Source organism: Staphylococcus gallinarum (assembly GCF_029774255.1).
GTDB classification, from domain to species: domain Bacteria; phylum Bacillota; class Bacilli; order Staphylococcales; family Staphylococcaceae; genus Staphylococcus; species Staphylococcus gallinarum.
On the sequence record NZ_CP069082.1, the window covers coordinates 913,112 to 932,520 of the forward strand.

General features: G+C 33.2%; 22 protein-coding genes and 1 riboswitch. Of the genes, 18 read left to right on the forward strand and 4 right to left on the reverse strand.

Annotation, left to right across the window (positions count from 1 at the left end; all coding sequences use genetic code 11):
• The first annotated feature begins 14 nt into the window (after positions 1-14).
• The 6 genes from atpG to fabZ all read left to right on the forward strand — a co-directional run bounded on the left by atpG (position 15) and on the right by fabZ (position 5,062).
• A complete protein-coding gene (gene atpG, locus JN168_RS04095) occupies positions 15-881 on the forward strand; it encodes an ATP synthase F1 subunit gamma (protein ID WP_042739537.1) in 867 nt (288 codons plus the stop codon).
• A gap of 21 nt (positions 882-902) precedes the next feature.
• Positions 903-2,315 carry a F0F1 ATP synthase subunit beta gene (gene atpD, locus JN168_RS04100; RefSeq protein WP_042739536.1) on the forward strand — a complete coding sequence of 471 codons (1,413 nt, stop codon included), beginning with the start codon at positions 903-905 and terminating at the stop codon, positions 2,313-2,315.
• A gap of 19 nt (positions 2,316-2,334) precedes the next feature.
• Positions 2,335-2,742: a F0F1 ATP synthase subunit epsilon gene (locus JN168_RS04105; RefSeq protein ID WP_042739535.1), complete on the forward strand. Its 408-nt coding sequence runs from the start codon at positions 2,335-2,337 to the stop codon at positions 2,740-2,742.
• A gap of 217 nt (positions 2,743-2,959) precedes the next feature.
• Positions 2,960-3,193, forward strand: coding sequence for a DUF1146 family protein (locus tag JN168_RS04110; protein ID WP_042739534.1), 234 nt, complete (start codon positions 2,960-2,962; stop codon positions 3,191-3,193).
• A 111-nt stretch (positions 3,194-3,304) separates the two neighbouring features.
• Positions 3,305-4,570 (forward strand): UDP-N-acetylglucosamine 1-carboxyvinyltransferase, encoded by a 1,266-nt coding sequence (murA, locus tag JN168_RS04115; protein ID WP_042739533.1) that lies wholly within the window; start codon positions 3,305-3,307, stop codon positions 4,568-4,570.
• Between the two features lie 51 nt (positions 4,571-4,621).
• Positions 4,622-5,062, forward strand: a complete 441-nt coding sequence (gene fabZ, locus JN168_RS04120) for a 3-hydroxyacyl-ACP dehydratase FabZ (protein WP_279526192.1) — start codon at positions 4,622-4,624, stop codon at positions 5,060-5,062.
• 61 nt (positions 5,063-5,123) lie between these two features.
• Here the strand turns inward: fabZ and JN168_RS04125 are convergent, their stop codons facing one another.
• Positions 5,124-5,573 carry a YwpF-like family protein gene (locus tag JN168_RS04125; RefSeq protein WP_042739531.1) on the reverse strand — a complete coding sequence of 150 codons (450 nt, stop codon included), beginning with the start codon at positions 5,571-5,573 and terminating at the stop codon, positions 5,124-5,126.
• Between the two features lie 190 nt (positions 5,574-5,763).
• Between JN168_RS04125 and JN168_RS04130 the strand changes: the two genes are divergently transcribed.
• The 7 genes from JN168_RS04130 to yidC all read left to right on the forward strand — a co-directional run bounded on the left by JN168_RS04130 (position 5,764) and on the right by yidC (position 11,510).
• The gene (locus tag JN168_RS04130; protein ID WP_107512523.1) at positions 5,764-6,183 is read left to right on the forward strand and encodes a single-stranded DNA-binding protein; all 420 of its coding nucleotides are present in this window, start codon (positions 5,764-5,766) and stop codon (positions 6,181-6,183) included.
• Positions 6,184-6,637: 454 nt separating this feature from the next.
• Complete coding sequence (locus JN168_RS04135) at positions 6,638-7,321, forward strand: transglycosylase family protein (protein ID WP_229366892.1); 684 nt, start codon at positions 6,638-6,640, stop codon at positions 7,319-7,321.
• Between the two features lie 120 nt (positions 7,322-7,441).
• Positions 7,442-7,540, forward strand: a riboswitch (TPP riboswitch).
• 87 nt (positions 7,541-7,627) lie between these two features.
• Positions 7,628-8,317, forward strand: coding sequence for a thiaminase II (tenA, locus tag JN168_RS04140; protein WP_279526193.1), 690 nt, complete (start codon positions 7,628-7,630; stop codon positions 8,315-8,317).
• Positions 8,310-9,131, forward strand: a complete 822-nt coding sequence (thiD, locus tag JN168_RS04145) for a bifunctional hydroxymethylpyrimidine kinase/phosphomethylpyrimidine kinase (protein WP_042739527.1) — start codon at positions 8,310-8,312, stop codon at positions 9,129-9,131. Before tenA ends, thiD begins: the two co-directional genes overlap by 8 nt.
• The gene (thiM, locus tag JN168_RS04150) at positions 9,124-9,912 is read left to right on the forward strand and encodes a hydroxyethylthiazole kinase (RefSeq protein WP_279526194.1); all 789 of its coding nucleotides are present in this window, start codon (positions 9,124-9,126) and stop codon (positions 9,910-9,912) included. The genes thiD and thiM overlap by 8 nt, the downstream gene beginning before the upstream one ends.
• Before the next feature lie 2 nt (positions 9,913-9,914).
• Positions 9,915-10,553: a thiamine phosphate synthase gene (gene thiE / locus JN168_RS04155; RefSeq protein WP_279526195.1), complete on the forward strand. Its 639-nt coding sequence runs from the start codon at positions 9,915-9,917 to the stop codon at positions 10,551-10,553.
• 87 nt (positions 10,554-10,640) lie between these two features.
• Entirely contained in the window at positions 10,641-11,510 is an 870-nt protein-coding gene (gene yidC, locus JN168_RS04160; protein ID WP_042739524.1) for a membrane protein insertase YidC, read from the forward strand.
• 222 nt (positions 11,511-11,732) lie between these two features.
• On the opposite strand, the gene JN168_RS04165 is transcribed toward yidC, so the two are convergent.
• Both JN168_RS04165 and cls read right to left on the reverse strand, forming a co-directional pair.
• Entirely contained in the window at positions 11,733-12,395 is a 663-nt protein-coding gene (locus JN168_RS04165) for an HD domain-containing protein (RefSeq protein WP_042739523.1), read from the reverse strand.
• 68 nt (positions 12,396-12,463) lie between these two features.
• Complete coding sequence (gene cls / locus JN168_RS04170) at positions 12,464-13,948, reverse strand: cardiolipin synthase (RefSeq protein WP_042739522.1); 1,485 nt, start codon at positions 13,946-13,948, stop codon at positions 12,464-12,466.
• A 143-nt stretch (positions 13,949-14,091) separates the two neighbouring features.
• Here cls and csoR point away from each other — a divergent pair, with 143 nt between their 5' ends.
• The 3 genes from csoR to JN168_RS04185 all read left to right on the forward strand — a co-directional run bounded on the left by csoR (position 14,092) and on the right by JN168_RS04185 (position 14,957).
• Entirely contained in the window at positions 14,092-14,385 is a 294-nt protein-coding gene (csoR, locus tag JN168_RS04175) for a copper-sensing transcriptional repressor CsoR (RefSeq protein ID WP_042739521.1), read from the forward strand.
• 13 nt (positions 14,386-14,398) lie between these two features.
• Positions 14,399-14,602, forward strand: coding sequence for a putative copper chaperone CsoZ (csoZ, locus tag JN168_RS04180; protein WP_042739520.1), 204 nt, complete (start codon positions 14,399-14,401; stop codon positions 14,600-14,602).
• A 214-nt stretch (positions 14,603-14,816) separates the two neighbouring features.
• The gene (locus JN168_RS04185) at positions 14,817-14,957 is read left to right on the forward strand and encodes an Lmo0850 family protein (protein WP_107512514.1); all 141 of its coding nucleotides are present in this window, start codon (positions 14,817-14,819) and stop codon (positions 14,955-14,957) included.
• A gap of 100 nt (positions 14,958-15,057) precedes the next feature.
• Here JN168_RS04185 and JN168_RS04190 read toward each other — a convergent pair whose 3' ends face one another.
• Positions 15,058-16,275, reverse strand: coding sequence for an FtsW/RodA/SpoVE family cell cycle protein (locus JN168_RS04190; RefSeq protein WP_042739519.1), 1,218 nt, complete (start codon positions 16,273-16,275; stop codon positions 15,058-15,060).
• A 272-nt stretch (positions 16,276-16,547) separates the two neighbouring features.
• Between JN168_RS04190 and JN168_RS04195 the strand changes: the two genes are divergently transcribed.
• The gene (locus JN168_RS04195; RefSeq protein WP_042739518.1) at positions 16,548-17,618 is read left to right on the forward strand and encodes a D-alanine--D-alanine ligase; all 1,071 of its coding nucleotides are present in this window, start codon (positions 16,548-16,550) and stop codon (positions 17,616-17,618) included.
• A gap of 12 nt (positions 17,619-17,630) precedes the next feature.
• The gene (locus JN168_RS04200; protein WP_042739517.1) at positions 17,631-18,989 is read left to right on the forward strand and encodes a UDP-N-acetylmuramoyl-tripeptide--D-alanyl-D-alanine ligase; all 1,359 of its coding nucleotides are present in this window, start codon (positions 17,631-17,633) and stop codon (positions 18,987-18,989) included.
• The last annotated feature ends 420 nt before the right edge of the window (positions 18,990-19,409 follow it).

Below are 19,409 nucleotides of genomic sequence, written 5' to 3' on the forward strand. Positions count from 1 at the left end.
AAGGTGGTGAGATAATGGCCTCTCTTAAAGAGATAGATACACGTATAAAATCAACAAAAAAGATGAAACAAATTACGAAGGCAATGAACATGGTATCGAGTTCGAAATTGCGTCGTGCTGAGAAAAACACGAAACAATTTAGACCATACATGGAAAAAATGCAAGATGCGATAACAGCAGTAGCTGGTGCGAATAAACATACACATCATCCTATGTTAAAGCAACGTGAAGTAAAGAAAAGTGGATATTTAGTAATTACCAGTGATAAAGGTCTTGCTGGCGCTTATAATGCGAACGTGTTAAAACGTCTACTCAAAGATATCGAACAGAAACATAACAGCAAAGATGAGTATACTATTTTGGTCTTAGGCCAAGTTGGTGTAGATTTTCTAAAGAATAAAGGATATGACATCAAAGAATCATTAGTTGATGTTCCTGATCAACCTTCTTTTAAAGAAATACAAGCGATTGCTAAAAAAGCAATTGATTTATATAGCGATGAAGAAGTAGATGAAGTTAAAATTTACTTCAGTCATTTCGTCAGTGTATTAGAACATAAACCATCAATGAAGACCGTACTTCCATTATCTCCAGAAGATTCAAGTTTAGGTCATGGTCAAATGTCATCTTATGAATTTGAACCAGACAAAGAATCAATATTGAGTGTCATACTACCTCAATATGTTGAGAGTTTAATATACGGAACAATATTAGATGCAAAAGCGAGTGAGCATGCAACACGTATGACAGCTATGAAAAATGCATCAGATAATGCGACAGAACTTATTGATGATTTATCACTAGAATATAACAGAGCGAGACAAGCAGCAATTACACAGCAAATCACTGAAATTGTTGGTGGTTCAGCTGCACTTGAATAATAATTAAAGGAGGAAAACAGCATGGGATTAGGCCGTGTAACACAAGTTATGGGTCCAGTAATTGATGTTCGTTTTGAACACAATGAAGTTCCGGAAATTAATAATGCTTTAGAAGTTGAAGTTGTAAAAGACGATGAAACAGTTTCTTTAACATTAGAAGTAGCATTACAACTTGGTGATGACGTAGTTCGTACGATCGCTATGGATTCGACTGATGGCGTAAAGCGTGGTACAGAAGTTAAAGATACCGGTAAAAGTATTAGCGTTCCTGTAGGTGACGCAACATTAGGTAGAGTGTTTAACGTTCTTGGAGATACAATTGATTTAGAAGAAAAAATTGATGACTCTGTCAGACGTGACCCTATCCATAGAGAGTCTCCTGCATTTGATCAATTATCAACAAAAGTTGAAATTTTAGAAACAGGAATTAAAGTTGTTGATTTGTTAGCACCATATATTAAAGGTGGTAAAATCGGATTATTCGGTGGTGCCGGTGTAGGTAAAACCGTTTTAATTCAAGAATTAATCAACAATATCGCACAAGAACACGGTGGTATTTCCGTTTTTGCCGGTGTAGGAGAGCGTACACGTGAAGGTAATGATTTATACTTCGAGATGAGCGATAGTGGTGTTATTAAGAAGACAGCGATGGTCTTTGGTCAAATGAACGAACCACCTGGTGCTCGTATGCGAGTAGCACTTTCTGGTTTAACTATGGCTGAGTATTTCCGTGATGAAGAAGGGCAAGATGTTTTACTATTTATCGATAATATCTTCAGATTCACACAAGCTGGTTCTGAGGTTTCAGCATTATTAGGCCGTATGCCTTCAGCAGTAGGTTACCAACCTACACTTGCTACTGAAATGGGTCAATTACAAGAACGTATTACGTCAACGAATAAAGGTTCTGTAACGTCAATCCAAGCGGTATTCGTACCTGCCGATGACTATACTGACCCTGCACCAGCAACGGCATTTGCTCACTTAGATGCTACAACAAACTTAGAGCGTAAGTTAACTGAAATGGGTATTTACCCAGCAGTTGACCCACTGGCTTCAACTTCAAGAGCACTTGAGCCTACAATTGTTGGACAAGAACATTATGAAATTGCACGTAATGTCCAAGCTACTTTACAAAAGTATAGAGAGCTACAAGATATCATAGCTATTTTAGGTATGGATGAGTTATCTGAAGAAGATAAACAAACAGTTGAACGCGCACGTCGTATTCAATTCTTCTTATCACAAAACTTCCATGTAGCTGAACAATTTACTGGTCAAAAGGGATCTTATGTACCAGTGAAGAAAACTGTAGAAGACTTCAAAGCAATCCTTGATGGTAAATACGATCATATTCCTGAAGATGCGTTCCGTTTAGTCGGTGGCATGGAAGATGTAATCGCAAAAGCAAAAGATATGGGTGTTGAAGTTTAAAAATTAGGAGGTATGGATAGTGAGTAATACATTAAGCCTTAATATTGTCACTCCTAATGGTTCTGTTTACGACCGAGACGATGTAACGCTAGCAGTTTTGCAAACAACTGCTGGTGACATCGGGGTTATGTATGGACATATACCTACAGTTGCAGCGCTAGAAATTGGCTATGCCAAAATTAACTTTGATGGCGGTTCAGAATATATTGCAGTGAGTGAAGGTTTTGTCGAGGTTAGACAAGATAAGTTATCTATTATTGTTCAAACTGCAGAACCTGCAAATGATATAGATGTATCAAGAGCTGAACAAGCTAAATCTAAAGCAGAGTCGCATTTAAACGATAGCAATGGTAATAGTGACATTAATAGAGCCAAACGTGCACTAGAACGCGCAAATAACCGTATTCGTGTTGCTAACTTACAATAGTTTTATGAAATTGAAGTTCCTTAATTTTAAGGAGCTTCATTTTTTTTGGTGAAATTGTACATGTTAATCTATTTAAAAATGAGTAAACTACTTTAAATTCGGGAAAAATAATATAGTGTAATTTAATCGTGTATCTAATTTACTGCTTAAGTATCTTTTCAAGCTTATTTCATGTAAAATAAGTAGATAGTGAATTGAATAGTGAGGTGCAGAAATTATGGAATACATGGCACAATTTTCAATAGTTCACCTAATCTTGCATGTTATTTGTATTTGTATTGCTTATTGGGCTTTAAACGCCGTGAGATTAGATCAGTTTTTTAAAAAGGGGTATCCCTTACAAATTCAAATCTGTATGATATTTTTAGCTATTTTATTAGGTACTGCTGTAAGTAATTTTCTTGTAGATTTATTACAATTTTCAACACAAATAAAATATTTGGCACAATAGTTCAAATGCTTGTACCTTTTTTAAAATACTAGATATAATGATTTGGAAGAATCATGAATTAAATAAAATTAGATGAAAATATTTATAAGTAGTAAAGTGGAGGATTTTAAGATGGATAAGATAGAAATTAAAGGTGGAAATAGATTAACAGGGGAAGTTAAGGTATCTGGTGCAAAAAACGCGGTATTACCTATACTAACTGCATCATTACTAGCATCTGATGGTGAAAGTAAATTATTAAATGTTCCTGCACTAAGTGACGTTGAAACAATTAATAACGTACTTTCAACATTAAATGCTGAAGTATCTTATAACAAAGAAGAAGATGCTGTAACAGTTGATGCAACGAAACAGTTAAATGAAGAAGCGCCATATGAATACGTAAGTAAGATGCGTGCAAGCATCTTAGTAATGGGACCATTATTAGCGAGATTAGGACATGCTAAAGTAGCACTTCCTGGTGGCTGTGCAATTGGTTCAAGACCTATTGAGCAACATATCAAGGGCTTTGAAGAACTAGGTGCAGAAATTCATATGGATGGTGGTTTCATTTATGCGACTACTAAAGATGGTTTGAAAGGTACAACAATCCATTTAGATTTTCCTAGTGTAGGTGCTACTCAAAATATTATTATGGCTGCATCACTTGCAGAAGGTAAGACTGTGCTTGAAAATGTTGCACGTGAACCTGAAATCGTCGATCTTGCTAATTACATTAATGAAATGGGAGGAAATGTAATTGGCGCAGGAACTGACACGATTACGATTCACGGCGTTGAGAAATTACATGGAGTAGAACATTCAATTATTCCAGATAGAATCGAAGCAGGTACATTGATTATTGCTGGTGCAATTACACGTGGTGACATTATTGTTCATGGTGCAATTAAAGAACATATGACAAGCTTACTATATAAGTTAGAAGAAATGGGTGTGGAATTAGAATATAACGGTGATTCTATACATGTTAAAGCAGAAGGTGAGTTAAAACCTGTAGATATTAAGACACTTCCGCATCCAGGATTCCCTACTGATATGCAATCACAAATGATGGCATTACTGTTGACTGCTGAAGGTCATAAAGTAGTTACAGAAACAGTATTTGAAAACAGATTTATGCATGTTGCAGAATTTAAACGTATGAATGCACGTATTACTGTAGAAGGTAGAAGTGCTAAAATAGAAGGTAAGAGTCAACTTCAAGGTGCTCAAGTTAAAGCAACAGACTTACGTGCAGCTGCAGCACTTATCTTAGCTGGTTTAGTTGCAGACGGTGTAACACAAGTTACAGAATTAAAGCACTTAGATAGAGGATATGTTGATTTACATGGTAAACTTAATGGATTAGGTGCAGATATTAAACGTACCCAAGACTAATCATAGTACGATATGAAACAGCAATGAATATTGAGTTGGAGGAAATAAGTCATGGAAACAATTTTTGATTACAATCAAATTAAGGAAATCATCCCACATAGACAACCATTTTTATTGATTGATCGTGTTGTCGAATATGAAGAAGGTCAACGTTGCGTAGCGATAAAGCAAGTTTCAGGAAACGAACCATTTTTCCAAGGACATTTTCCAGAATATGCGGTAATGCCTGGTGTATTGATAACTGAGGCTTTGGCTCAAACAGGTGCCGTCGCAATGTTAAACAATGAAGCCAATAAAGGAAAGTTAGCTTTGTTTGCAGGTATCGATAAATGCAGATTTAAAAAGCAAGTAACTCCTGGAGACACTTTAAAATTAGAAGTGGAAATTACGAAGATGAAAGGGCCAATTGGTAAAGGTAATGCTAAAGCAACTGTAGATGGACAAGTTGCATGTAGCTGTGAACTAACATTTGCCCTACAAGATAGTAAATAATAAAAATAACCGTAAAAGTTTTATGTATGTAAATACTATAACTTTTACGGTTATTTTATTTTTATTCTTTTTCAAACTTTTCATCTTTTAATCGAGGTTTAGATTGCATCATTCTATTAAATGATTTCTTGAGTTCTTCTCCAGATAATCCTTCATCGATTAATTGTTCTAATAAGCTTTCAGCATAAACTTGTCTCAATGTATAAATATGACATTCAAAAACTACCGAAATCGACTGTGCTTGTTCCAATTTACTAATATGTTTTATCGTGGCATCAAACAATGCAGGATCATTGGCTGGACGTGTAATAACTACACGGATATCTAGTAGTGTTTCATCGTCCATATATTTTTTCATTGTTTCATAATGAAAATCTGAAATGACGATTTCAAGCAACCAGCCAGTGCCACTACTCTCTTTATTGATAATGACACCATCATCTAATTCGTATTCAGTTACACCACCATTTTCTGATACAATTTGAAATCGAACGGCTTTAAAGGTCTTCATCGTCTTCACATCCAATTATAATTTTTAAAATCTACGATATTTCTATTTATAGTAGTATTATAACGTAATTTTAATTGAGAAAGGTAATATTTATAAAAATGTGATGAATCTACTCTTAATATATGTATATAATTGTGTTTTGACTATAAAGACCGCTTTGCATATGATAAGGCTATGAAGGAGGTGACACATGATTAATAACATTGTCATTGTCGGTAGACTGACAAAGGACCCACAAATATATGAGAAGGAGGGAAAGAAATTAGCTACGTTCTGTGTAGCTGTTAATCGGAGTTACAAAGACAAAGACCAGAATACCATTTGTGATTATTTATATTGTAAAGCATTCGGTAAACTAGCTCATAATATTGAACACTATATCAACCAAGGTTCACTAGTCGGCGTTACTGGCCAGTTACAATCTAGTAAATATGAGAAAGAAGGTCAGACACATTTTGTATCTGAAATATTTGTCGAATCAATTAAGTTCATGTCTAAACGTGCTACGAAAGAAAGTACATCACTTTATGAAACTATCCCACTAGATGCGCAACAACAATTAACCGAACAATCTGAAATAGCAAACAATAAATTATTTGAAATTGTTTAATACATCCACTTTATAACAAATAATCCCTTTTATAATCCATTCAAATTAATATACATTTAATCCTACTATTCATTATACTTTTCAGGCTATTCTTCTCTAATGATTGAAATTGAGAAGGATAGCTTTTGTCATGTTGAAAATAAAGATAATCACATTCAAATAGAGTGTAATAACACACCAAAAAACACTGTTGTGACAGTTTTTATTGACTGAATAGTCAGATAAATTACAATAATATTACGCAGTTAATAACAATCACAAACGCTTAAAAGCTTTCATAGCAATCTAAAACAGTTTAAATTCAAAAAATATATAATTTTTTTGATGTAACTAGGATGTAAAAAAGACTGTTGTTTTTTTATTTCTCTGTAACCTACAGGTATGTTTTGAATGTTATAGTTGCTTTAGCAAATTAATCATAAAACTAATTACCTTATAGGAGGAATTTTTAGAAATGAAAAAGACAGTAATTGCATCAACATTAGCAGTAGGTTTAGGAGTAACAGGCGTTGCAGCAGGAAATTCAGCAGACGCTTCAGAACAAGGTGTTAATAAAGCTGAGTTAGCGCAATTAGCTCAATCAAATCCACAACAATTAAATGAATCTCCAGTACATGAAGGTTCATATAACTATAACTTTAACTTAAACGGTGTCAACTATAACTTTGAATCAAATGGTGAAACATGGTCATGGAGTTATGGCGAAGGCGCTTCAAATAATAATTCTGGTTCAACTGAAGTTGAACAACCACAACAACAAACAACTACACAAACTGAACAACCAGCTCAAGAAGCAGCACCACAAACTGAACAAACACAACAACCACAACAAGAAGCAACAACACAACAAGCTTCAACACAACAAAGTTCAAGTAGTGAAGAATCAACTGGTTCATCAGTAAATGTAAATAGTCATTTACAACAAATCGCACAACGTGAATCAGGTGGCGATCTTAAAGCTGTAAACCCATCAACAGGTGCAGCAGGTAAATATCAATTCTTACAAAGCACTTGGGATTCAGTAGCTCCTGATGAGTACAAAGGCGTATCTCCAACAGAAGCTCCAGAATCAGTTCAAGACGCAGCAGCAGTTAAATTATATAATACAGCTGGTGCTTCACAATGGGTAACTGCATAATATATATGAAATAAGTTATTTTAAGCTCACTCCAGACTAGGGGTGAGCTTATTTTGTGAATTGGACTTTATTGCAATGTTATAAACATTTTGTTATGTTTAAATAAATATAAAGATTAAAAAATACTACTAGGGGAGCCAAATGGCTGAGATGAATAAATTCAGACCCTTACAACCTGATTTGGTTAGTACCAACGTAGGAAAGTAGTGCAATTTATAGTAGGTCATGTTTTGTTACGACTTCTATAGATTTACTACATTCCTATTGTTGGAATGTAGTTTTTTTTATTATAGGAGGACTTTGATTTTGTTATTTTCAGAAGAATTAAAAAAAGCAGCAGCACCTATTTTAAATGACATATATGATGATCCATTTATCCAAGACATGCTCCATGGAGAGTTGTCGTACGAGGCGACAAAATTTTATTTAAGAGCAGATGCGTCTTATTTGAAGGAATTTGCGAATATATATGCATTGTTGATACCAAAAATGCCTGAATTGACAGATGTTAAGTTCTTAGTTGAACAAATTCAATTTATAGTAGATGGTGAAGTTGAAGCACACGAAATTCTTGCGGATTATGTGCAAGCTCCATATGATGAAATCGTTAAAGAAAAGGTTTGGCCCCCAAGTGGAGACCATTATATAAAACATATGTATTATTATGCCTTTGCTAAAGAAAATGCAGCATATACAATAGCTGCTATGGCACCTTGCCCATATGTATATCAAGTGATTGCTAATAGAGCACTTCAAGATCCAGAATTAAATACAGATTCAATTTTAAAACAATGGTTTGACTTTTACAGTACTGAAATGGATGAATTGGTTAAAGTCTTTGATGATTTAATGAATAAATTAACAGCACATGTTAGTAAAGATGAACGAAATGAAATTAAAGAATCATTTTTACAAAGTACGATACATGAAAAAAACTTTTTTGCAATGTCTTATAATCAAGAGGCATGGTCATTTGGAGGAGATAAAGATGAATAAACCTAAAATAGCTTTGACAATAGCAGGTACTGATCCTACAGGCGGAGCAGGTGTTATGGCTGACTTGAAATCATTTCATGCATGTGGTGTTTATGGTATGGCGACAATAACAAGTATTGTTGCTCAAAATACAAAAGGCGTACAACATATTCATAATTTAGAAACAGAATGGTTAAAAGAACAATTAGAAAGTGTCTTTGATGATGAATTGCCTCAAGCTATAAAGACAGGGATGATTGCATCTAAAGAAATGATGGAGTTAATTGCACAATATTTACAAGCATATCCAGAAATTCCATATGTCATAGATCCAGTGATGCTTGCAAAAAGTGGAGATGCCTTAATGGATGACGAAGCAAAAGCAGATTTACAGAATATCTTATTACCATATGCCACTGTTGCAACGCCAAATATCCCGGAAGCAGAGGAAATTGTTGGATTTAAGATTAATTCTGAAGCAGATATATATAAAGCAGGAAAGTTATTTATCGAAGAAATTGGAAGTAAAGGTGTTGTGATAAAAGGTGGACATTCTACAGATTTAACGACTGCTAAAGATTACTTGTTTACCACGGAAGACGTTTTTACGTTCGATTCACCTCGTTATGAAACAAAGCATACACATGGTACAGGTTGTACATTTTCAGCAGTTATTACAGCAGAATTAGCCAAAGGCAAATCAATTTATGCTGCTGTGCAAAAAGCTAAAAACTTTATAGCGTTAAGTATTAAACATACACCAGAAATCGGACAAGGTAGAGGACCAGTAAATCACTTTGCATATATGAAAGAAGTGGGGTTAGATGATGAATAATTTAGATAAGATAAAAACCATGCAGCCATTAATTATTTGTTATACCAATGGCGTTGTTAAACATTTTACTGCAAATGGCTTACTGAGTTTAGGGGCAAGTCCGGCAATGAGTGAAGCACCTGAAGAAGCGACAGAAATGTTATCCGTTGCACAAGCATTATTAATCAATATTGGCACAATTACTAAAGATAGAGCGAAAGATATGTTAGAAATTGCTAAAATTGCAAATAAAGTTGGTACACCTGTGATATTTGATCCAGTTGCAGTTGGTGCATCTGATTTTAGAAAACAGTTCTGTAAGCAATTTATAGAGGAAATTGATATCGCAGTCATTAAAGGTAATGCTTCTGAAGTACTAACACTAATCGATGATGAAACAACGATGAAAGGTACAGATAGTGATGTGAATTTAGATGCAATAGATATCGCACGTAAAGCACTTGATCAATTACAAACAGCGATTGTAATTACAGGTAAAGAAGATATTATAGCGCAGGATAACAAAGTGATTCAATTGTCAAATGGTTCTTCATTACTGACACGTATAACTGGTGCGGGTTGTTTATTAGGTGCTATTGTAGGGGCCTTTTTAACTGAAAAGGGAAAGGTACAAATACAGCAATTAGAAGAAGCGGTTGCTATTTATAATATTGCAGCTGAAGCAGCGGAACAACTGGCAGGTCATCAAGGACCGGCCTCATTTATGACAGCATTACTAGACGCGTTATATCATATTTCGTATGATGATTATTTAAAATCAAATCGTAGAACAGAGGTATAAGGATGTTTGATAAACAACAATTAAAATTATATTTTATATGTGGGACACAAGATATTCCAGAAACAACTACGATTCAACATGTATTAAAGGAAGCTTTAAGTGCGGGTATAACGATGTTCCAATTTAGAGAAAAGGGTGCTACCGCTTTAAGAGGGAATGATAAAGAAAAACTTGCAATAGAGTTATTAAAATTATGTCGTGCTTACAATATACCATTTATAGTTAATGATGATATTGAACTAGCTCGTAAAATCGATGCGGATGGTGTACATGTTGGACAAGATGATCAGTCAGTTAATGTATTTGCAACTCAGTTTCAAGATAAAATTATTGGTTTGAGCATAAGTGATGAAGATGAGTATCAACAATCTGACCTTACACATGTTGATTATATTGGTGTTGGTCCGATGTATCAAACTTCATCTAAAAAGGATGCTAATGCACCGGTAGGTCCTTCAATGATACCAACTTTACGTGCACATGTTGGAGATTTACCAATTGTGGCAATAGGTGGTATACAAATAGATAATACAAATACAATTATGCAGCATGGCGCAGATGGCGTTTCAGTGATTTCTGCTATTGCTCAAAGTAGTTCAGTTTCAAATACTGTTCGACAATTTTTACAAACTGTTGAATAATATATAAAATTCACTGTTTTTGATTTCTACTTCTCTTTGAGTATGATAAAATAAATTCTATGTGAATAAATCATTAGAGGTGGAAAAATGAAGAAGAAAGCACTACTACCTTTGCTTTTAGGTGTAATGGTCTTTTTAGCTGGCTGTGACTATTCAAAACCTGAAAACAGAGACGGATTTTTCTTTAATACATTTGTAGAACCAATGGATAAACTTATTCATTGGCTAGGATCAAGTTTTAACAATGACTACGGTCTAGCAATCATTGTACTTGTATTAGCAATCCGTGTCGTATTATTACCATTCATGCTATCAAACTATAAAAATAGTCATATGATGCGTGAAAAAATGAAAGTTGCAAAGCCAGATATCGACGCAATTCAAGAAAAAGTTAAACGCTCACGCACACAAGAAGAAAAAATGGCAGCAAACCAAGAAATGATGGAAGTTTATAAGAAATATGATATGAATCCAATGAAGAGTATGTTAGGTTGTTTACCGATGTTAATTCAAATGCCTATCATCATGGGATTATTCTTCGTATTAAAATATCCTTCTAAGGGTGGATTTACTGAGCATCCTAATTTCTTATGGTTTAACTTATCACATCCAGATATTTGGATTACGATAATTGCCGGAATATTATACTTCTTACAAGCATTTGTTTCTAGTAAGAGTATGCCAAATGAACAAAGACAAATGGGTTATATGATGATGATCATTTCACCAATTATGATCGTTTGGATTTCATTAAGTTCAGCATCAGCATTAGGATTATATTGGTCAGTCAGTGCGGCATTCTTAATTGTACAAACACAATTGGCTAATATGTACTACTCTAAACTCGCTAAAAAAGAAGTTGCACCAATGATTGAAGCAATGAGTAAAAACAAAGAAACTTCTGGTAAAAAAGCAGGGAACACACAAGTAGTATCAAAGAAAAATAAAAAGAAATAAAATATAATAAATGTGAAGTATTAGAAATTTATATCTATTGATTAATTAACAAATTCAAGGATATAAATCCTAAAATATAGCCAGTAAATGAGTGTATCCATTCATTTACTGGCTTTTATTTTTTTACAATATAATATTTTGTAACTTCATATATTTAATTATATAAAAAAAGCGTGTCGAAGCATGATGTATATATTAATTTTGAATGTATTTATAAATGAGTTAGAAATACCATTCTTGAAAAAATTGTTTAACAAAATTTTCCATATAAATATGTCTTTCTTCTGCTAGTTTCTTTGCGGTCGTCGTATGCATTAAATCCTTTAATTTGAATAGTTTGTCATAAAAATGCTTAATAGCAGATGGAGGACTATGCATAATATCATTGGTATGTGGTATTTGCTGTGCTTTTTCGACATTTGTGTCTATTGTGGATGTTTGCCACATAGGTTCTCCAAAGTGTCCAGCAAATTGGAATGTACGTGCGATACCGATAGCGCCGAGAGCATCTAATCGATCAGCATCTCTGACAATTTGTCCTTCAATTGATAATTGAACTGCATTATTTTTGCCATCTTTATAACTTATATGTTTGATGATATGTAATATGTGTTGTTGTTGATGAGAAGTGAGTTGTAATTGTTGCAGAAAATTAGTTAATGCTACTAACCCCTCAGATTGATTGGTAAGTTTGTCATCTACAGTATCATGTAACAAGCTAGCTAACTCGATAATGATTTTGCTTCCGATTTGTTCCGAGTCAGAAATATACCTTGCTAAATGTAAGACACGTTCGACATGTGCTACATCATGACCAGTGGTATCATTTTTATGAAACTGATACATATAAGCTTTAGCATGTTTGATTTGTTCTAAATAATCCATTTAAACGAACTCCTTAAAATAATAAATCTAAAGTAATGATTCAATCACTACTTTAGATTATCAGATTTCTATAAAATGGGGGACAATAATTGAGAAATGCTCTCTTTAAATTTAACCCATAATCCACGTTTATCATAAATAGATTGAGTCAATTTGGTAGATACCTTTAAATCATGTTCAAATGCATCTTTTAGTAATTGTGCAATTTCAGTATCATAGATAAATGCATTTACTTCAAAGTTTAAAGTGAAGCTACGATGATCCATATTAGCTGTACCTACACTGGCTACTTCTTCATCTATAATTAATGTCTTAGAATGTAAAAAACCATGTTGATACTGATAAATATTTACCCCAGCATCCAGTAAAGATGCTACATTATTATAAGTTGCCCAATAGACAAATGGATGATCTGGCTTATTCGGTATCATTACATTAACATCAACGCCACCTAAAGATGCAATTTTGATAGCATCTAGGAATGCTTGATCGGGAATGAAGTATGGTGATTGTATATAGATTGATTTTTTTGCTGACGAAATCATTTTTAAATAGCCATATTTAATCTGTTCCCATGTCTCATCTGGGCCACTAGAAGCTATTTGAATCCCTTTACTACCACCAGAATCGACATCTGGAAAATATTTCTCAGCATACTTCAAATTATCCCTAGTAGATTGTGCGTTCCAGTCCAACATAAATCTTAATTGCAATGCATTAACTGCATCTCCAACAATTTTTAAGTGTGTGTCTCTCCAATAACCGAATTTCTTTTTTAAACCAAGATACTCATCACCAACATTAAAGCCTCCCACATAGCCAATGTGACCATCAATTATTACAATTTTACGGTGATTTCTATTATTCATTCGGAGATTAATTAAAGGTAATTTTGAAGGGAAAAATGCTTCGACATGGCCACCTTTTTTGCGAAATGCTTTAAAGTCTTTGATAGATAATCGTCTAGATCCCATATCATCATATAGCATTTTTACTTCAAGACCTTCATCTAGTTTATGCTCTAGTGCTGTCAGTATACGCTTTCCTAAGTCGTCATTTCTGAAGATGTAATATTGGATATGTATATAATCCTTCGCATTATATATATCGTTGATTAAACTATCAAATTTTTCTTTACCATCAGTAAATACTTGAATATCATTGTCAGTCGTCAAAAAGGCTGCATTGTTATAGAGGAGCATTTGTACCATATCTTTAAACTTAACAATTTGATGATTACCTTTTGAAAATTCATCATTTTTCAAAGCTTCTAATTGTTCATTTACAATCATTTCTATACCGACTTTGTCTTCTTCATCTAAAGAGAAAATACGTTCTCTTTGTATTTGACGTCCAAATAGTAAATAAATAATAAAACCGAGTATAGGCAAGAGCAGTAATACTAAAATCCATGCCCATATGGAACCTGCAGAGCGACGTTCCATAAAAATGATTGTGAAAGCAAAGATAAGGTTTAATATAAATGCACTAATTAAAATAACATTAATGACTACATTTGTATGGTAAAAAGTTAAAGAAAATATATCTATCATATTAAACCTCCACACTAACTCAATATTTATTGAAAATTATAAAAGTCTTAATTATTGTAACATGCTCAGTTAGGTTTATCACTTGACTTATACCTATTAGGGGTATAATATATTTTTGAATTGAAAAATGGAGGCGTATATTTATGAAAGAGACAGAAACTGCGCATCATTCAGAGCAAACAAAATCTAATTTGAAATCACGATTAAACCGAATTGAAGGACAAGTGCGCGCAATTAATAGAATGATTGATGAAGATGTGTATTGTGATGATGTATTAACTCAGATTAGAGCAACGCGTTCTGCCTTAAATAGTGTCGCGACGAAATTATTAGACCATCATATGAAGAGTTGTATTATGGATAAGGTCAATCAAGGACAACAAGAAGAAGCGATGGAAGAATTATTAGTTACATTTCAAAAGTTAATGAAAGATTAGAGAGGGAATAGCAGTGCAAACACAAACCATACAAGTTAGTGAATTAAATGATCAAACTAAATTAGAATTATTAAATCAGACTTTGGCTGAAATTGATGGTGTCAAGTCAGTCCAAATGGATACCGATGATCATGTCATTACAATAAAATTTGAAACACCTGCAAGTTTAAATAATTTAGAAAAAGCAGTTTACGATTTAGGATATACTGTATTGTAAACTATTAACAATAAATAGTAGTTAACAATCATAATAAAATTGTTTTGGATAAAGTTTATGAGGTTATTTTTTACAACTTAACTTTAAAGCTAATTAATTATGTCTATTTTTATACTAATCACAATATTTAATTAAAAAAAATTGAATATAATGTGGTAATTGTTATATAAATCGGGTAATATGAAGTAGAAGCTTGAAAGTTAGGGGTGATGATATGAATAAGGATAACCAAAAAATTCAAAATGTAGTTAAACTATTATCATCATTAGGGGTAAACATTAAGAAGACCAAATCAAGATTTGAAGTGATGCATACTTTACCAGCTACTGTTAAAACCGCTAACGAATTGAAATAGTCACCTATTAAAACGATTGGAGCAACGCTCTCGTCGTTTTTTTTATAGAAATAGCCATGAGATAATCAATACATTATCTCATGGCTATTTTCATGTTTGTTTACGTGCGCGCTAATGATTGTTGTTCAGTACTTGTACTTGGTGCGTATTGCTTTGGCTGATGATATGTGATTGATAGCAAGACACCAACGCCACACATGAGACTCCATAATGAACTACCACCGTAACTAATAAATGGTAAAGGAATACCAGTAATTGGTAATAGTTGAATTGTCATGCCTATATTTTGTAAGACATGGAATAAGATTAATGCTACATATCCGATAATAAATAGTTTACTAAATGGCATTTCAATTTTACTAGCTAATCGGATAAGGTGGAAAATAAGTGCTAAATATACAAGCAATAATATCACCGAACCAATAAAGCCAAATTCTTCACCAATAACTGAAAAAATAAAGTCTGTATGGTTCTCTGGTATATATACTTCGCCGTGATTGAAGCCCTTTCCAAAAAGTTGACCCGAACCAATAGCTTTCAACGACTCTGTTAAATGATAGCCATCACCACTGCTATAAGTGTAAGGATCTAACCATGAACTAATTCTACCCAATTGATAAGTCTTAATGCCGAGTACATTTTCTATCAATGAAGGTTTATAAATAATAGAAAGTATTATCGAAGAGCCTAGTACAAACATTGCTATAAACAAGGGTGCTAATATTCTCCAAGAAATACCACTTACGATAATTACACCTACAATTATGGCGCAAATGACTAATGTTGTTCCTAAGTCATTTTGTAATAATATTAAGCCCATTGGAATAATAGAAACACCAATAATTTTAAATAATAATTTAAAGTCTGTTTCTATCGTGCGATTAAATGTAAATTGGTTGTGTTTAGAAATTAATTTGGCTAAAACTAATATCAACACGACTTTCATAAATTCTGAAGGTTGGATGCTGATTGGTCCAAATTTATACCAACTTTTTGCACCATTGATGATTGGGGTAAACGGTGTCTCTGGAATAATAATGAGAATAAATAGACCAATACAAAGTATGAAATATAATAAGTATGTATATTTCATCAACTTCTTAGGCGATATTAGCATAATTAAGCCAGCAATTATCCCACCGAATACGTAATACAAAATTTGTCTGATACTGAAATTGGCGCTATATTGCCCGCCGCCCATAGCAGAGTGTATGATTGATACACTTATGATTGCGAATAGAGCGAGAATTGCGACGAGTTTCCAGTCTATACGACGTATCCAATGATTCTTTTTTAATTGACGTGAAGTACTACTCATTTCCTACTCCTTTAAAAAGCTAAATTTCTCTATCTATGTATCATATGTCGATTTTACCGAATTTTAAAATATTTTGCTAGAAGTAGGGGTCTCAAAATATAATTATTATAGATTTAAGCCACATAAAACGGTAAAATATGGTGAGCAATACATTTAATGAAGTTCTATTTAATAAAATGAAAAATAATCTATTGTTATACCACTTAACAAATGCAAAAGACTATTAAATCGTGATATGATGTAGTTTAAGAATTGTATATGGAGGCAAAATTATGGCTAAGGAAAATGTGTGTATCGTATACGGAGGGAAAAGTGCAGAACATGATGTTTCAATTTTGACAGCACAAAATGTCTTGAACGCAATTGATAAAGAGCAGTATCAAGTAGACATTATATACATCACTAATGATGGTGACTGGAAAAAGAAAGAAAACATTGTAGATTCAATTACTGACATAGACACTTTACGTTTATCTGATATATCTGCAGGCGAAATTTCTCAATTATTAGGTGTTGGAAGTTCTGGAGAAAAATATAGCGCAGTATTTCCATTATTACATGGACCAAATGGAGAAGATGGAACGATACAAGGTTTATTTGAAGTATTAGACCTACCATATGTAGGAAATGGTGTACTTGCAGCGTCTAGTTCAATGGATAAGCTCGTAATGAAGCAGTTATTCGAACATAGAGGCTTACCACAATTACCGTATGTGAGCTTTTTAAGAAGTGAATATAATAAGTATCAACACAATATTTTAAAACTTGTGCATGATAAATTAGAATTCCCAGTGTTTGTTAAACCAGCAAACCTAGGATCAAGTGTAGGTATCAGTAAATGTAATAATGAAGCTGAATTAAAGCAAGGTATTGAAGAAGCCTTCCAATTTGACCGTAAATTGGTGATTGAACAAGGTATCGAAGCTAGAGAAATCGAAGTAGCAGTATTAGGTAATGACTACCCTGAAACAACATGGCCAGGTGAAGTAATTAAAGATGTAGCATTTTACGATTATAAAGCGAAATATAAAGATGGTAAGATCAAACTAGATATTCCTGCAGATTTAGATGAAGAAGTTCAAATGACATTGAGAAACATGGCAGTTGAAGCCTTTAAAGCAACTGACTGTTCTGGGTTATTACGTGCAGATTTCTTTGTGACAGAGGATAACCAAATCTTTATAAATGAAACGAATGCTATGCCAGGATTTACAGCATACAGTATGTACCCAAGTCTATGGGAAAATATGGGGCTGTCATATTCTGACTTAATTAAGAAATTGATAGAATTAGCTAAAGAAAAGCATGCAGACAAACAACAAAATAAATATAACATTGATTGAGGCGAATAAATCATGATTGAAGTAACTTTAGAACAAGTCCAAGATTGGATTCCTTGTGAAATTGATAATGAATACCTAGATTATACGATTCGTGGTGTTAGTATTGATTCACGTATAATCAATGAACAAAATTTATTTATTCCTTTTAAAGGTGAACATGTAGATGGTCATAAATTTGTACCGCAAGCCTTAAAGGATGGTGCAGGTGCTGCCTTTTATCAGAAGGGTGTACCATTAGACAATAATGATGTTGATGGTCCAATCATTTGGGTTGAAGATACATTAGTTGCATTACAACAGTTAGCAAAAGCGTATTTGGATTTTGTGAATCCAAAAGTTATTGCAGTAACTGGATCTAATGGTAAGACGACAACTAAAGATATGATTGAAAGTGTATTAAAACCTCAATTTAAAGTAAAAAAAACACAAGGAAATTATAATAATGAAATTGGCTTGCCATTGACGATACTGGAATTAGATATTGATACAGAAATTTCAATTTTAGAAATGGGCATGTCAGGTTTCCATGAAATTGAAAGCTTATCACTTTTAGCAACGCCAGATATTGCTATAATCACTAATATTGGTGAGTCTCACATGCAAGATTTAGGATCACGCGAAGGTATTGCGCAAGCTAAATCAGAAATAGCTTTCGGTTTAGAGTCAGGAGGACTCTTCATATATGATGGAGATGAACCTCTACTTGTTCCTCATGTGAAAACACTGACTGATTGTGAGCAAATCAGTATTGGTAAAGGTAATGACAACAAATTAACTTGCCAAATTAAAGAAGTGAAAGATAGTGGTATTACCTTTGAAATTAATGGTTCTGAAAGTTATGAGTTACCTATTTTAGGTGAACATAATATGAAAAATGCGAGCATAGCTATTGCAGTTGGTAAGCATTTGAATTTAAGTTATGATCAAATCTATAATAATTTAAAGGCAGTCCAATTAACGGGTATGAGAATGGAACAACATCATTTAACAGATGGAACATTGTTAATCAATGATGCATATAACGCTAGTCCAACAAGTATGAAAGCAGCTATTGATACGTTGTCTGGAATGGATGGTAGAAAAATTCTTGTTCTTGCAGATGTCTTAGAGTTAGGTGCAGACAGTAAATTAATGCATGAAGCGGTTGGACAATATCTAGCTGACAAAGGAATAACTGCATTGTTTACATTTGGAACAGAAGCCAATTATATTCATGATAGTGGTAAAGGCTTTGTTCAAGAAGCACAACACTTCGAAGATAAGCAAGCGTTGATTAATGAACTTAAAGCTTATAAAGAACCAGCAGATAAAATTTTAGTCAAAGGTTCAAGAGGAATGAAATTAGAAGAGGTTGTTGAAGCCTTAAAATAGTTTTAATTTAATATCAATTTAAGTCTTTCTTGCTATTTTATAATGATAAGCTAATCGACACGTATAAAGTCGGTTAGCTTTTTTGTTGTAAAAATAGTATGTGATACTTCGATAATAGGATATTCTTATTAGATTTTTAAAAAATAGAGGTAATAAAACTATTGTATGTAGCAGTTATTTGGTAAATCATCTTCAGTAACAACTTTTTTTCAAAAGATAATCTTCTTCGATAAAATATTAATCAAACGCTTACAACCTATATCTTACAACATTTTTAAAATTGTATTATTTATTTTTATGAGTTATTTACGTTCTATTATGAAATTTGGTTTATTGCGATTATACACTTGAGGTGGTACTATTAAGAAGTTGAAGAAACTTAAGTGAACATATATGTATTGAAATACAGATAAATAAAGG

Excerpts from the sequence above, each read along its gene's own strand:
- atpG (WP_042739537.1), top strand. The coding sequence starts at position 15 with ATGGCCTCTCTTAAAGAGATAGATACACGTATAAAATCAACAAAAAAG.
- atpD (WP_042739536.1), top strand. The coding sequence starts at position 903 with ATGGGATTAGGCCGTGTAACACAAGTTATGGGTCCAGTAATTGATGTT.
- JN168_RS04110 (WP_042739534.1), top strand. The coding sequence starts at position 2,960 with ATGGAATACATGGCACAATTTTCAATAGTTCACCTAATCTTGCATGTT.
- murA (WP_042739533.1), top strand. The coding sequence starts at position 3,305 with ATGGATAAGATAGAAATTAAAGGTGGAAATAGATTAACAGGGGAAGTT.
- fabZ (WP_279526192.1), top strand. The coding sequence starts at position 4,622 with ATGGAAACAATTTTTGATTACAATCAAATTAAGGAAATCATCCCACAT.
- JN168_RS04125 (WP_042739531.1), bottom strand. The coding sequence starts at position 5,573 with ATGAAGACCTTTAAAGCCGTTCGATTTCAAATTGTATCAGAAAATGGT.
- JN168_RS04130 (WP_107512523.1), top strand. The coding sequence starts at position 5,764 with ATGATTAATAACATTGTCATTGTCGGTAGACTGACAAAGGACCCACAA.
- JN168_RS04135 (WP_229366892.1), top strand. The coding sequence starts at position 6,638 with ATGAAAAAGACAGTAATTGCATCAACATTAGCAGTAGGTTTAGGAGTA.
- thiD (WP_042739527.1), top strand. The coding sequence starts at position 8,310 with ATGAATAAACCTAAAATAGCTTTGACAATAGCAGGTACTGATCCTACA.
- thiM (WP_279526194.1), top strand. The coding sequence starts at position 9,124 with ATGAATAATTTAGATAAGATAAAAACCATGCAGCCATTAATTATTTGT.
- thiE (WP_279526195.1), top strand. The coding sequence starts at position 9,915 with ATGTTTGATAAACAACAATTAAAATTATATTTTATATGTGGGACACAA.
- yidC (WP_042739524.1), top strand. The coding sequence starts at position 10,641 with ATGAAGAAGAAAGCACTACTACCTTTGCTTTTAGGTGTAATGGTCTTT.
- JN168_RS04165 (WP_042739523.1), bottom strand. The coding sequence starts at position 12,395 with ATGGATTATTTAGAACAAATCAAACATGCTAAAGCTTATATGTATCAG.
- cls (WP_042739522.1), bottom strand. The coding sequence starts at position 13,948 with ATGATAGATATATTTTCTTTAACTTTTTACCATACAAATGTAGTCATT.
- csoR (WP_042739521.1), top strand. The coding sequence starts at position 14,092 with ATGAAAGAGACAGAAACTGCGCATCATTCAGAGCAAACAAAATCTAAT.
- JN168_RS04185 (WP_107512514.1), top strand. The coding sequence starts at position 14,817 with ATGAATAAGGATAACCAAAAAATTCAAAATGTAGTTAAACTATTATCA.
- JN168_RS04190 (WP_042739519.1), bottom strand. The coding sequence starts at position 16,275 with ATGAGTAGTACTTCACGTCAATTAAAAAAGAATCATTGGATACGTCGT.
- JN168_RS04195 (WP_042739518.1), top strand. The coding sequence starts at position 16,548 with ATGGCTAAGGAAAATGTGTGTATCGTATACGGAGGGAAAAGTGCAGAA.
- JN168_RS04200 (WP_042739517.1), top strand. The coding sequence starts at position 17,631 with ATGATTGAAGTAACTTTAGAACAAGTCCAAGATTGGATTCCTTGTGAA.